The 13918-nt window shown below is 31.2% G+C and carries 10 protein-coding genes and 2 tRNA genes; 8 read left to right on the top strand and 4 right to left on the bottom strand.

The features are described 5' to 3' along the window. Nucleotides 1-35: 35 nt before the first annotated feature. Nucleotides 36-1103, bottom strand: a complete 1068-nt coding sequence (gene aroB / locus RB619_RS19875; protein ID WP_308100796.1) for a 3-dehydroquinate synthase — start codon at nt 1101-1103, stop codon at nt 36-38. A 279-nt stretch (nt 1104-1382) separates the two neighbouring features. Here aroB and RB619_RS19870 point away from each other — a divergent pair, with 279 nt between their 5' ends. Beyond that, nucleotides 1383-2552 carry a proline dehydrogenase family protein gene (locus tag RB619_RS19870; RefSeq protein WP_308100794.1) on the top strand — a complete coding sequence of 390 codons (1170 nt, stop codon included), beginning with the start codon at nt 1383-1385 and terminating at the stop codon, nt 2550-2552. 287 nt (nt 2553-2839) lie between these two features. On the opposite strand, the gene RB619_RS19865 is transcribed toward RB619_RS19870, so the two are convergent. Then, nucleotides 2840-4630, bottom strand: coding sequence for an ABC transporter transmembrane domain-containing protein (locus RB619_RS19865; RefSeq protein ID WP_308100792.1), 1791 nt, complete (start codon nt 4628-4630; stop codon nt 2840-2842). A gap of 264 nt (nt 4631-4894) precedes the next feature. Between RB619_RS19865 and RB619_RS19860 the strand changes: the two genes are divergently transcribed. After that, nucleotides 4895-4969 (top strand) — tRNA-Val (locus RB619_RS19860). 223 nt (nt 4970-5192) lie between these two features. Here the strand turns inward: RB619_RS19860 and RB619_RS19855 are convergent. After that, nucleotides 5193-6848, bottom strand: coding sequence for a sulfatase-like hydrolase/transferase (locus tag RB619_RS19855; protein ID WP_308100791.1), 1656 nt, complete (start codon nt 6846-6848; stop codon nt 5193-5195). A gap of 440 nt (nt 6849-7288) precedes the next feature. Here RB619_RS19855 and RB619_RS19850 point away from each other — a divergent pair, with 440 nt between their 5' ends. The 3 genes from RB619_RS19850 (at nt 7289) to RB619_RS19840 (ending at nt 8358) form a co-directional block, all read left to right on the top strand. Beyond that, nucleotides 7289-7573 (top strand): GIY-YIG nuclease family protein, encoded by a 285-nt coding sequence (locus tag RB619_RS19850; RefSeq protein ID WP_308100789.1) that lies wholly within the window; start codon nt 7289-7291, stop codon nt 7571-7573. Next, nucleotides 7568-7641 (top strand) — tRNA-Lys (locus tag RB619_RS19845). The genes RB619_RS19850 and RB619_RS19845 overlap by 6 nt, the downstream gene beginning before the upstream one ends. Nucleotides 7642-7794: 153 nt before the next feature. Then, complete coding sequence (locus tag RB619_RS19840) at nt 7795-8358, top strand: nucleoside monophosphate kinase (protein ID WP_308100787.1); 564 nt, start codon at nt 7795-7797, stop codon at nt 8356-8358. 98 nt (nt 8359-8456) lie between these two features. On the opposite strand, the gene RB619_RS19835 is transcribed toward RB619_RS19840, so the two are convergent. Beyond that, a complete protein-coding gene (locus tag RB619_RS19835; RefSeq protein WP_308100785.1) occupies nt 8457-9758 on the bottom strand; it encodes an erythromycin esterase family protein in 1302 nt (433 codons plus the stop codon). A gap of 380 nt (nt 9759-10138) precedes the next feature. Between RB619_RS19835 and RB619_RS19830 the strand changes: the two genes are divergently transcribed. From RB619_RS19830 to RB619_RS19820, 3 genes are all read left to right on the top strand, one after another. Next, entirely contained in the window at nt 10139-11443 is a 1305-nt protein-coding gene (locus RB619_RS19830; RefSeq protein WP_308100783.1) for a M20/M25/M40 family metallo-hydrolase, read from the top strand. A gap of 252 nt (nt 11444-11695) precedes the next feature. After that, the gene (locus RB619_RS19825; RefSeq protein ID WP_308100781.1) at nt 11696-12661 is read left to right on the top strand and encodes a helix-turn-helix domain-containing protein; all 966 of its coding nucleotides are present in this window, start codon (nt 11696-11698) and stop codon (nt 12659-12661) included. A gap of 112 nt (nt 12662-12773) precedes the next feature. Further along, complete coding sequence (locus RB619_RS19820) at nt 12774-13889, top strand: nuclear transport factor 2 family protein (protein WP_308100779.1); 1116 nt, start codon at nt 12774-12776, stop codon at nt 13887-13889. Nucleotides 13890-13918 lie beyond the last annotated feature (29 nt).

Below are 13918 nucleotides of genomic sequence, written 5' to 3'. Positions count from 1 at the left end.
ATATACCTAAAGCAATGCTTTTGATTAAAAAATATTTAAGATTTATAATCTTGAAACGCTTCTAGAATTAATTTATTTTCAACCGATTGGTTAATTTTTATTTTTCCGATTCCTTCAATCAATGCAAATTGAATTAATCCGTATTCATTTTTTTTGTCGTGAATAAGTAATTCTAATATTGGATCAATGTCATTTTCTTCAATATTTACATCGTCGTAAATGCTTTTTATTGCTGTTTTTATTTCAGAATATTCTGTAGCGGTAATCAAGTCTTTTTGTAATGAAATATAACTTTCCAGAATCATTCCAATAGCAATTGCTTCACCATGTAATAATGTTGTTTTTGTTTCGCTTTCTAAAAAGTAACTTTCTATAGCATGCCCTAGCGTATGCCCGAAGTTTAATGCTTTTCGGATATTTTTTTCTGTTGGATCCTGAATTACAATATCATTTTTAATTTCAACTGAGCGATAAATAAGTTCATCAAGCCCATTATAATCGATAGATTTAATATCTAAAAACTGTTCCCAGTACGCTGCATCATATATTAGGCCATGTTTTAGCATTTCAGCTAAACCAGAACGCATTTCGCTTTGTGATAAAGTCTGAAGATATTCGGTATCAATTAAAACCATTTGAGGTACATTGATTACACCAATCTGGTTTTTAAGATTTCCTAAATCAACACCTGTTTTTCCTCCAACTGAAGCATCGACCATAGATAATAAAGTTGTTGGAATATTTATGAAATCAACCCCTCTTTTAAAAGTAGAAGCAACAAATCCGCCAAGATCAGTAACAACACCGCCGCCTAAATTGATTACAAGTGATTTTCTGTCGGCTCCAAGTTCAGTAAGTACATTCCAGATTTGAATACAAGTCTCGATATTTTTATTTTCTTCACCTGATTCAAATTCAATAATTTCGATGTTTAAATCGGTTTCAATTTGTGGTAAAAGTTTAGAAAGACAATATTCATTCGTTTTGTCATCTACTATAATAAAGAGATTAGAATACTTATTTTCTTTTAAATGGTTATTTAAGGCTTCGTAGGCATTTTGGTTAAAATGCACCAAATAATTATTTGCTTGAATAGATTTCATACTTCTTAGGTTAATTGAGACCGCAAAAATAAGGCTTTTTAGGCTAAATAATATTCAAAGTTTAGTCCTAATTTGTTTTAAAATGAATGATTCTAAATTACTTTTTAATTATCTGACAGTAGTAAATCACAGATTTTGAATAAATTCATAAATAAGCGGTAAAATTTTACTTCATAATTTAAACTTTCGATTTGCTGTATTGATAATTTAGAAAAATTTCACACGATTTCGTAAATAATATTCAAAACACTCTATATCTTTGCACAAAAACTAAACTTAATGGAAAAAATATTCGATAACACTCAAGTAGCATTTTCGCTAAAAAGTGATACAGAACTGGATAGAGCTTACTTTCTTTTTAAAATGATTGACAGCGAGCCTCTTGTAAGAATTGGAACTGCTGTAACTAATTTTGCTCTTAAAGCGCATCTTCCAGTTGAAGGATTGATTCGTGCGACTGTTTTTGATCACTTTTGTGGTGGTGTGAATGAGAATGACTGCCTTTCTGTTGTAGATAAAATGTTTACAAAAGGTGTTTCATCTGTATTGGATTATTCAGTTGAAGGTAAAGAGGAAGAAGAGCAGTTTGATGCTGCGCTAGAAATGACCTTAAGAACTGTAGAATTTGCAAAAGAACGACTTGCTATTCCGTTTGCTGTATTTAAACCAACGGGTTTAGGACGTTTTGAATTATATGAGAAATTAGGAGAAAAACAAACTCTAACGTCTGTAGAACAAGCAGAATGGGATAGAGTGGTAGCTCGTTTTGATAAAATATGTAATGAAGCACATAAAAAAGATGTTGCGTTATTAATTGATGGTGAAGAAAGCTGGATGCAGGATGCTGCTGATGATTTAGTAACCGACATGATGCGCAAATACAATAAAGAAAAAGCGATTGTATTTAATACATTACAAATGTATCGTTGGGATCGTTTAGATTATTTGAAAAAATTGCATGAAGTCGCTAAGAATGAAGGTTTCTTTATTGGAATGAAATTAGTTCGCGGCGCTTACATGGAAAAAGAAAATAAACGTGCAGAAGAAAAAGGATATGTTTCGCCAATTTGTGTTTCTAAAGAAGCTACAGATGTGAACTATGACGCTGCTGTTCATTATATGTTAGAGCATTTAGATACTATGGCTATTTTTGCAGGAACTCACAATGAGTTGAGTTCTTATAAATTAATGGAAATGATGGCTCAAAAAGGAATTGCTAAAAACGACAATAGAATTTGGTTTGGACAATTGTATGGAATGAGTGATAACATCAGTTACAATTTAGCTGAAAATGGTTATAATGATGCTAAATATTTGCCTTTTGGACCAGTTAAAGATGTTATGCCGTACTTGATTCGTCGTGCTGAAGAAAATACTTCAGTTGCAGGGCAGACAAGTCGTGAATTATCAATGATTAAAGCCGAACGTAAACGTAGAAAGGGGAAATAGTTTTCAGTTTTCTGTCTCAGTTTACAGTTTATATATAAGGCTCCAATTTTTTATTGGAGCCTTTTTATTTGATATTCTTTGTGTAAACTGGACTGAAGTCTAGCTCTACAATATAGTTCGTTCCTTCGGAACTTTAAAAAGAGCCTTTGGCTCGATATATATTGTAGGGCTGGACTTCAGTCCAGTTTATAGTGTTTGTATATAAAATTATAAACCCAACAGGTTTTAAAAACCTGTCGGGTTTGCTTTATAATTGGAATTTGGAATTTCTAAAATTGAAATTTAATTTAAGAATTACTAAACTGCAAATTGCTTAAGTTTTTATAAATTCCGTTTTCAAGATTTATTAATTCTTGGTGTGTTCCTTCTTCGGAGATTTTTCCGTTGTCTAAAACTAGAATTTTATCCGCGTTTCTAATAGTTGAAAGTCGGTGAGCGATGATAATGCTTGTTCTTCCTTCCATTAAGACTTCTAGCGCTTCCTGAACTAGTTTTTCGCTTTCGCTGTCTAATGATGATGTTGCTTCGTCTAATATCAAAATACTCGGATTTTTAAGTAAAGCTCTTGCAATTGCAATACGCTGACGTTGTCCTCCTGATAATTTTACACCGCGTTCTCCAACTAACGTTTCAAATTTTTCTGGGAAACCTTCCACAAAGTTAAAAGCATTTGCCTGTTTTGCCGCCGCGATAATTTCTTCGTCTGAAGCATCTGGTTTTCCGTACGCAATATTTTCTCTGATTGTTCCTCCAAATAAAATTACATCCTGAGGCACAATACTCATATTGCCACGAAGATTTTCTAAATCATAATCATGAATGTTTTTTCCGTCAACTAGAATTTCTCCTCCTGTAATATCGTAAAAACGTAATAATAAGGAAGAAATAGTTGATTTTCCGGCACCACTAGGCCCCACAATGGCGATTTTTTGTCCAAATTCGGCTGAGAAATTTACATCTTTCAAAACTTGAACTTCTTTTCGTGAAGGATAATGAAATGCAACATTTTTAAAAGTGACATTTCCTTTTATTTTCTCAATCGCATGTACTTTTGAATTTGTATTGATTTCTTCTGGAGTTTCTTCTAAAAGTTCAAAAACACGTTCAGTTGCTCCAACCGCTTTCTGAATCTGAGCATACATTTCGGCAATACCGCCAAAAGAAGCACCAATAAAAGTAGTATAAAGAACAAATGAAATTAAATCTCCAACATCTTCAACTTCGCCTTTTATTGTTAAAGTAATTCCGTACCAAACTACTGCGACCACGCAGCCAAAAAGACATAAAATAATAAACGAAGCAAAGTAGCCTCTGTATTGTCCTCCTTTTATGGCGATTTGTACAATTTCTTTAATTTTATTTTTATAACGCTGGATTTCGTACCATTCATTAGCGAAAGCCTTAACATTGCTTATTCCTTGCAATGTCTCTTCAACAATTACTTGACTTTCGGCCACTTTATCTTGTGTTTTCTTTCCGTATTTACGAATAAATCTTCCAAATATAACCGCAGCAACCGCAACAACAGGAACAATAGCCAGCATCATTAAAGTCAACTTTGTACTGATGCTTCCTAAAATAACAAATCCACCAATAATTAAAATGAATTGACGCAGAAATTCGGCGATTGTTGTGGTGAAAGTATCTTGTAATTGCGAAATATCAGCACTAATTCTGCTGTTTAATTCTCCAACACGCTTTTGTGAATAGAACGACATTGGCAGTTTTACCAGATTTTCATACAATGCAAAACGAATATTTGATAATGAATTTTCGGTAAAATTTACAAAAAGTGAAATTCTGAAAAAGGAGAAAATCGCCTGTAAAGTCAAAATACCCATTAAGGCAATGGCAATTTCATTTGCTTTATCAAGATCTTTATTGGCAACACAGTTAACCAGCATTCCCATTAATTTAGGAAAGGCAAGGGCAGTGGCGCTAGTTAATAAAAGGAAAATCAAGCCAAGGAAAAATTTCCATTTGTGGTTCTTGGCATATTTAAAAATTCGGAGTGCTTTTTGAAGGGAGTTAGAGTCTAATTTAGCTTTCGGTAAATCGTTTTCTTGAAATCTAGCCATTTGATTGTACAATTAAGGTACGCAAAGGTATGATTATAGCAAGTGAATACAAAAGAATATTACGAATTAGCTTTTGAGTTTTCGATTTTTAACTAAATTTAAGAAATTGGGGATTTTTTTTAGTTTTTTAATTAGCTGATAAATAGAATTATAAAATAACATTTGAAATTATTTTTATTTTTTTTCTAAAAAACACTTGGAAATATAAAATCTAGCTGTATATTTGCACTCGCAATCACGAAATGATAGCGACCTAGTAAAATAGGGCGATTAGCTCAGCTGGTTCAGAGCACCTCGTTTACACCGAGGGGGTCGGGGGTTCGAACCCCTCATCGCCCACGAAAATTTAGAAACCTCCAAAGTCATTTGATTTTGGAGGTTTTTTTTGGTTCGAAGTAATCAAACAATTATATCTTAATTTTTTCAATGCCTTTAAACATTGAGTATAAGGATTCGAAGACCGTAAGGCTATGAATTATAATATATGTATTTTAACAACTTTCTTTAATCTGAATTGGAATACTTTAAAAGTTTGTATTATAACTAGAATTATTTAATTTCTTTATTTAAGACTTATCTGTGTCCTTGGTGGGTATTTTTTTAAAACTTCTCTATAGCGTAAATACTCTGCTTGAAGTGGAACACCAAGAGGAATATGTCTTATCCCAACAGTTTCGTCTTCTTGAGGATTAGTATATAGATTGAACATATTACTTGCATTTGAGCGTTGCATTGTACCACTAAATCCTCCTATATGACCAGCTTGCACAACAGAATTTAATATCTGAACAATCGGCATAAATTTAAATTCATCAATTCGTACGGCAGACACTTCATCATTCCAACAGTAAAAAACACTTTTCCTATTTGAAACACCATCATCATTAATCCAAAAAGATGCCTGATCGATGCCGTCAATGTAAGTTTTTGGAGGTACTAATTTTGCAAGTTCAGCACCCGGTTTTCCCGCTAACGATAATGCTGTATTGAATAAATCTGCAAAATCAAATAGTCCATCTGAGACACGCGGTTGAATCATCCCTTTCCAATAAACAAAAGCAGGACCTCGTACACCTCCCTCCCAAGTTGAGCCTTTTGCACCTCGAAATGGAGTGCGACCATGTGGCGCCACTTCAGCCTCAGGTCCATTATCAGATCCAAAAAAGACTACAGTATTTTCAGCTTCACCACTTTCTTCAATTGCTTTCATTAATGTGTTAAAAATATCATTCATTTCAACAATACAATCACTGTAGGTGGTTCTTGCCTGTGATCTGCCTAAGTAATAACTATTTGGATAATTATCAAAATGACAACCTCTGGTTCCATAATATAGAAAAAAAGGTTTTTTACTGCCTTTTTGTTTTTTAATAAACTCAACTCCATATTGCATCCATTTTTGATCAAGATCTTTAATTGATTCGGTATCAATCGTATAAAGATTTTCTATTTTTCCTCCTTTTGAGGCATGAACATCTGATTTATTAAAAGGTAATTTATTTATATAATCAAAACGATCTGGGCTTAACGCAACTTCTGGATTATAAGCAGGATCACGCCACTCCGTATACATATCAGAAACAGAAAGAAATCCTCTAAAATCATCAAATCCCGCATTTTGAGGTTGTGACCCTTCATTTTCTCCTATATGCCATTTTCCAATAGCCTGTGTTGTATAACCCTGTGCTGATAATAATTGTGCTATAGTAGTCAATCCCTGTAAACCACCAGGTTGCCCGTACATAGGTGGAGACTGAATACCATGATGAATTTGATTTTGACCAGTCATAATAGTGGCTCTGGTAGGGGAACAACTAGGCTGTGAATAGGCTGATGTCAAAATTAGACCTGAATGTGCATATCTATCAATATCAGCAGTGGCATTTCCTACAGCATTACCACCTCCATTAAATCCCATATCCATATAACCCACGTCATCGAGTAAAAATATTACTATATTTGGTTTTTTTCCTGTTTTCTTTTGTAGCTCATCTAGCTTTTTTTTTGCATTTTCGTTTTGTTGCTCAAAAAGCATAACAGGTTCCATGTTGTCGGCAAGTTTTACTGCAGATTTAACCATATACTGATTTGGCTGATTATAACCCATTTTGCCTTCTATTTTCTGAGGTTCCTGAGCTGATACTGTACTAACAGTAAATAAAAAAATGCAAATTTTAAAAGAAAAATTAATTTGACTTGTGATAGATAATTTTGCCATAACTTTTTTTTTGATTAAACATAATTTGATTTATAAGTCGTAAGAATTAGGAAAAACTTTATTTGCATTTCCAGATAAGGGAAGAGTAGAATAAATAAACTAATTAATTAAATAGAATTTAACAAGATTGACTTTCTACTTCTTAAAGTGTAATAGATAAGATATTGGCTTGTAAAGAATTTTAAACGATTCTGATAAGTAAAAAGGGATTATTACTTTCTCGTTTAAAAAAAAAACATTATAAGTGTTTCAAAATTAATAAATTATAGCTTGAAAATTTTGTTGGTAATATTTATTTTTTGTTTCAAATTATAAAATGAAACAAAAATAATGGCTAAAATTATATTCAAAATTTTAAAGTAAGTTTCTTCAAATCATGCAAAAAATGGTTCGTAAACAGGTTCGTAAGGACCACCAAATTCGATAAACTCCAAAGTCTTATGATTTTGGAGTTTTTTGCTTTATATACTTTTATGAATTTTATAGTTTATATTTTATTTAGTGAAAGCAAGAATAAATTCTATATTGGATTTACTTCTAATTTAGGAGAAAGGCTTATTCGACACAATCAAAAAAGTAAAGGTTTTACGGGAAACGTAAATGATTGGAGAATCGTTTATACTGAAAAATATGAGACTAAGGAATTAGCTCACAAAAGAGAATTACAGATCAAATCTTGGAAAAGCAGAATTAAACTCCAAGAGTTAATTAGTAATAAAGAGTAGCTCAGTTAGTTCAGAGCATTCCGATTTTTCATCGGAAGTAGTCGGGGGTTCGAACCCCTCATCGCCCACGAAATTCCAAAAACTCCAAAGTCTTATGATTTTGGAGTTTTTTTTTGTTTACAAGAACAATTCTTTTTCTTGTAAATTTGTAATCTCTTGTTTAAATCGATGCCAATAATTTAATTCCCTACAGATCAAAAGAAAATTAAAATTACAAACAAATGAAAATATTAATAATAACTGGTCCTCCTTATTCTGGAAAAGGTACTCAATGTGAAATTTTAAAAGAAGAACTTAAATTTGAACATATTTCAACTGGAGATAAATGCCGTGCAGAAAAACAAAATGAAACTGAAATAGGAAAAGTAATGTCTGAATATGAAGAAAAGGGAGATTTAGTTCCTGACTCCATAATGAAAGATCTTTTCAGTAAAATATTAGATGAAAACATGGCTAGTAATGGAATAATATTAGATGGTTATCCTAGAACCGAACCACAAGTAAATGATTTAATAGAACTCGTTAAATCTAAAAATCTCGAAATCGGGAAAGTAATCAATATTGAAGTTCCAAAAACTGAACTTTTAAAAAGGGCGAAAAAAAGAGCCGAAACTTCTAATCGAAAAGACGACAAAGATGCTAATATTCATCTTAAAAGAATTGAAGTTTTTGAGAATTCAACTAGACCAGCTATCGAATATATGAAGTCAAAAATTAAAGTTTTAACTTTTGACGGAATGGGTACTATTGAAGAAATAACAAAACGAATTAATAATAATCTGTAAATAAATATTTTATAAATGGTAATTTTCAAATTATGAATAAAATAATTTATCAATCCAAATAAATAAAAAGCTCCTTAACTTCTTAAGGAGCTTTTTATTTATTTCGCAATCAAATTATTAGTCGGAAGTGTAATGTTTTTTATAAAGATTAACCCATCAAACATTTCTGAAAGCTTTTTTTGATACAAATGATTTTTTTTTGGGTCGAAACCTCCAGCACCTCCAAATATTACTTTCGATTTCTTTTGGAAGAAATTTGAGGAACTACCATCCAAAGCTTTATACATATCAATGAAGTAAATTTCGTCCTTAGCTTCAAAAAATGTTTCAGCATAAGTTTTAGCAAATGGCTTAGTAAATTCAACTTTTCTCCATCTGGGTTTTTCATCCTTTTCAGAAAAATAACCCGCTTGTGTACCTATGCCAAAATCAAATCCAACACTATAATAATCGTCCTTATAATATTCTTTTAGATGTTTTCCTAAATTAGCAACACTGTTTTTTCTACCAGGATTATCAAATCCTTTATAGTCAATATGTGCATTGTGAGCCCAAATAAATGCTTTCCCATTTTTTGATTTATTTTCTATTATCCATTTAGCGTTTTCAAACATTTTTAAATCTCTAACTTGACTCATAGGATTTTGGACGAAGTAAGTGTATTGTGATAAATAATTCAAAGCTCTTATTGCTGAATTGAATTCATCGATATTCCCTGGTTCAATTTTTTTTCTAAAATCGAGTAAAATACTTTCAATTTCATTCAATTTTGGAGTTTGAAGGTCTGCCCAATCATTTGATTTTCCATATTCTACTTTCTTCTCTACACATTTATCAAGCACTAAAAGAAGTTCTTCACTAACAGGAACATTATATTTTATTACTAAATTTCGTATTTTCTGATTTACCTTACCAACGTTTTGAATGTCAATACCATAAAAGTGAATTTGCTCATCCTTACTTTTAGTAAGATTATAATTTCTCATCCATTCCAAAAGATTGATCACTTCTTTGCAATTCCAAAATCCGATGCTAAAATTGTAGGCAATAGTTGCTGCGTCACCTTTTCCACCACTAATCCATTCATTTATTGCAGCTTCTGAGGTGTACGAATCCTCCATAATAAACACTTTGATATTTTGGGTTTCTACCAAATATTTAAAGAATTTAGCTTTTATGTCGAAAAATTCTTTTCCTTGATGAGTAGTTTCTCCAAATCCGAAAACTTTTGCATCAGCAAACTTTTGAGGTACATTATTACTAAATATCGTAAGATTCGTATCTGGATTTGCATCTTCAATTTTAATTGCATTTTCGTTAATCCAGCTTACAGCTTTATCGTCTTGGGCATAGGTTTGAAATAATGTAAAAAAAGTAATTGCTGAAATAAATTTTCTCATATTGGTTTGTTTTAAATGTTTTAGAATTGGTTTGTAATAGCTATAAAATGATTGGAATACAACTTTTTTAAGTTGACTTCGTGCAATAATTCGTTTTTTCTTCGGACGAATATAGAAAAGATTATTCCTAATAAATTGTTAACTATTTTAAAATAAAAATGATTTTAATTATCCACACTTCAAGATTTTCTTTATATCCTTAAAAATGGTTAATAGACTAGTTCGTCCTAATCAAAAAAGCAAAAGATTAACTGGAAAGCAGTATATGTGAAAGATGCAATGCCTCGTTTTTTTCAATTAAAAACTTTTACTACCACTAAATTTTGTAGATAATTAATGTACTTTTGGTTTAACTAGAATGTTATTTATAAAACCAAAATATGAGAAAAATTATTGTAAGTATGTTTGTTGTAAGTCAATGTTTTAATGTACATGGACAAGCGATTGATAAAATTATCACAAAAAAGGAAGTAACTCGTATAGAGAAAATACTTTCGGCTGATGATATGCAGGGTAGGAGAACTTTTACTCCGGGTATTGACAAAGCATCAGCTTTTATAGAATCAGAGTTTAAACAAATTGGTTTGCAAACTTTCAATGGAGCAACGAATTATAAACAAGAATTTTCGATGACTGCCTCTAAAGCAGTTTCTTCAAAAATTACTATTGATGGCAAAGAAATAGATAATAATCAAGTTGTAACATTCTCCTACCTTCCTCAAGTTTCTCTAACTGAAAAAAGCGATATTTCTATTGTAAAAATCAATAAAGGGGATAACATTGGTCAGAAATTTAATGAATATTATAAAAGTCCGAAAAACCTTTTGGTACTAGTTGACCCTTCATTTGCTAAAGTTTTACCTAATATCCAACATATTGATAGAATAACTGCTAATCCAGGAAACAATACGGTTATGTTTGTTTTTGGCACTACAGAGGCAACCACTTTTTCTGTTGAATTAACGAATACAATTTCCAAAAAATCATTAAATAATGTTGTTGGAATATTACCTGGGAAAACTAAACCAAATGAGTATGTGATTTTTTCAGGACATTATGATCACTTAGGAATAGGCTCTCCTGAAGAAGGTGCTCCGCATCCTGCAACAGATTCTATTTATAACGGTGCTAATGACGATGCAGCTGGAACAACAGCGGTAATTATGCTTGCAAAATATTTTAAAAAACAAAATAACAACGAGCGTACTATTATTTTTACCACATTTGTAGCTGAAGAATTAGGTGGTTATGGAGCCAAATATTTTTCTAAACAGCTTGCGCCAGAGCAAGTTATTGCGATGTTCAATATTGAAATGATAGGAACAGAATCTAAATGGGGTAAAAACTCTGCTTACATTACAGGCTTCGAAAAGTCGAATATGGGAGAGATTTTACAAGCTAATTTAAAAGGAACTAATTTTACATTTTATGCAGATCCTTATCCAGATCAACAATTATTTTACCGCTCAGACAACGCAACGTTAGCAAGGCTTGGAGTTCCTGCTCATACTATTTCTACTTCAAAAATGGATAATGAGCTAACCTATCACACCGCCGATGATGAATTTGAAACGTTAGATATTGATAATATGACCCAAATAATAAAATCAATTGCATTAAGTTCTTCTTCGATTATTAGTGGAAAAGATACACCAACAAGAGTAGATTCAACTCAATTGAAATAGCATAAGTAAATTATAAAGAATTGAAAAAGCACTGAAAATTATTGGTTTTCAGTGCTTTTTTTTATTTGTCTTGTTCTAATGTAAGTTGAATATTTTTGTGTAGTATTGTAAGAAAGTTACTCGGCCGTTTATTGGTCTCATTTAATTTAACTGCAAACAATTCCAAAAAGAAAGTATATTTTCCAATTAATGAATATCAGCAATCAAATATTATTTTTTTTAAGTGCTTTAGGCGTTTTTAATAGCGTTGTTTTGAGTTTTTATTTTTTATTCTTCAAGCGTAACAAATCTAAATCCGATTTATTTCTTGGGCTTTTATTAATGTCTTTAAGTGTAAGGATAGGAAAATCAGTATTTTATAATTTCAATCATGATTTGTCAAAAACGTATTTACAAATAGGATTATCAGCTTGCTTTTTAATTGGCCCGCTATTATACTTTTATGTTCGATCAATACTGCAAAATCTTAATTATTCTTTTGCAAAGTACAGTCTCATTTCACTAATTATAGCGATAAGTGTTTTAGGTTTTCTTTTCTCATACGAGGAAAATCCAGCAATTTGGAGAGGAATAATTTATTACGTTATAAATTTCCAATGGTTGGTCTTTATTGTATTATCCATTTATGAAGCTAGAGATATTTTCAGGAAATTAGTAATTAGCCGTAACCAAATTAGCTATCACGAAACTTGGATACTGTCAGTTATTTGTGGTGTTTTTGCCATTTGGCTTTCGTACTCTTTAGCTAAATACACCTCTTATATTTCTGGCGCGTTGACCTTCTCTTTCAGTTTTTACATTTCTTTTCTGTTGCTTTATTACGTAAAAAACAAAACATTAATTCCGGCGATTAATAAAGAAAAATACATCCATAAAATAGACGAAAAGTTAGTAAAAGAAATTCAGGAAAAAATCGATCTCATCTTTGAAACAAGAAAAATTTATACAAATCCTGATCTCACTTTATCCATTTTAGCAAAAGAATTAAACATTCGCCCTCAATTGCTGTCCCAATTTATTAATGACAATTTGAATAAAAGCTTTACTCAATTCATCAATGAATACCGAATTGATGAAGCAAAACGTCTATTAAAAGAAAATACTCAGTTCAAAATAGATGCTGTCGGATTTGAATCTGGATTTAATTCCAGTAGTACATTTTATAGTTCATTTAAAAAAATGACTGGTACAACGCCCTCAAATTATCAAAAGCAATAATTTTTACTCCTAAAATATACATTAGGAGTCCATTCTTATAAACTTGGAATGATTTAAAAGTTAATCAATATAGTTTTGAAAAACATTTTTAAATCAATAAAATCCAAAGTTTATGAGAAAAATCTTTTTCGCAATACTATTTGCGTTACTATCAAATTTATCTTTTTCACAATCGGAACAAGCTCTGATTGAGAACTGTATTCAAAACTATATTGAAGGCACATCTTATAATAAACCCGACAGTATTAGTAAGGCTTTTTATTCGGATGCCAATCTTTTTCTAAGTCACAAAGAAAAACCTTTGTGGATTGTTCCAAGTTCAGAATATATTACTTGGTTTCAAAAAGGTAAAAAAGGAGAATTTAATGGTCGAATAGGGAGAATTATCTCTATAGAATATTTTAATGATATCGCTATTGCGAAAGCAGAAATTCTGATTCCTGAAAAAAAACAAGAATTTATGGATATGTTTTTGCTGAAAAAAATTGAAGGCGAATGGAAAATAATAAGTAAATCGGCGAGTAGTAAAACAAGCAATAAATCAGGAAAAAGAATATTATTCATTGTTTCCAATGCGCATTATTACGGAAATTCTACCATTTCAACAGGCAATAGTTTTGCTGAAATCGTAAATGCTTATGATACTTTTATAAATTCTGGTTATACCGTTGATTTCATGAGTCCAAAAGGTGGTGCTATACCTTTGGCCTATATCAATACTTCCGATAGCTTACAAAAGCAATATTTATATAATGAAGACTTTATGTACGCTATAAAACATACCGTAAGTCCCAAAGAAATTGATTATAAAAATTACAAAGCCGTTCATTATATTGGAGGAGGAAGTGCGATGTACGAGGTTCCTGAGAACTTGGAGATTCAACGTATTTCTATGCAAGTATATGAAGACAATAACGGAATTATTTCCTCTGTATGTCATGGAACAGCGGGTATTGTTAACTTGAAAACTAAAAATGGGAAATTCTTAGTTGAAGGAAAAAAAATAAGTGGTTATCCTGATTCTTTTGAAAACCAAGATGGAGAATATTTTAAATTTTTCCCATTCTTAATTCAAAAAACAATAGAAGAAAGAGGAGGGGGGTTTAAATTCTCAAAGCGAAATGAATCATATGTTGAACAAGATGGCCGAGTTGTAACAGGGCAAAATTTTCAATCTTCAAATGGTGTTGCTTTAAAAATTATTGAATTGATTGAGAAAAGCAATTAATCTGTAATAATCATAAAATTCTAAAAAAA

The sequence above is a fragment of the Flavobacterium sp. LHD-80 genome (assembly GCF_030929605.1).
Classification (GTDB): domain Bacteria; phylum Bacteroidota; class Bacteroidia; order Flavobacteriales; family Flavobacteriaceae; genus Flavobacterium.
The sequence above is the reverse complement of the archived record's forward strand: the minus strand, read 5'-3'. Positions and strand labels throughout refer to the sequence as shown.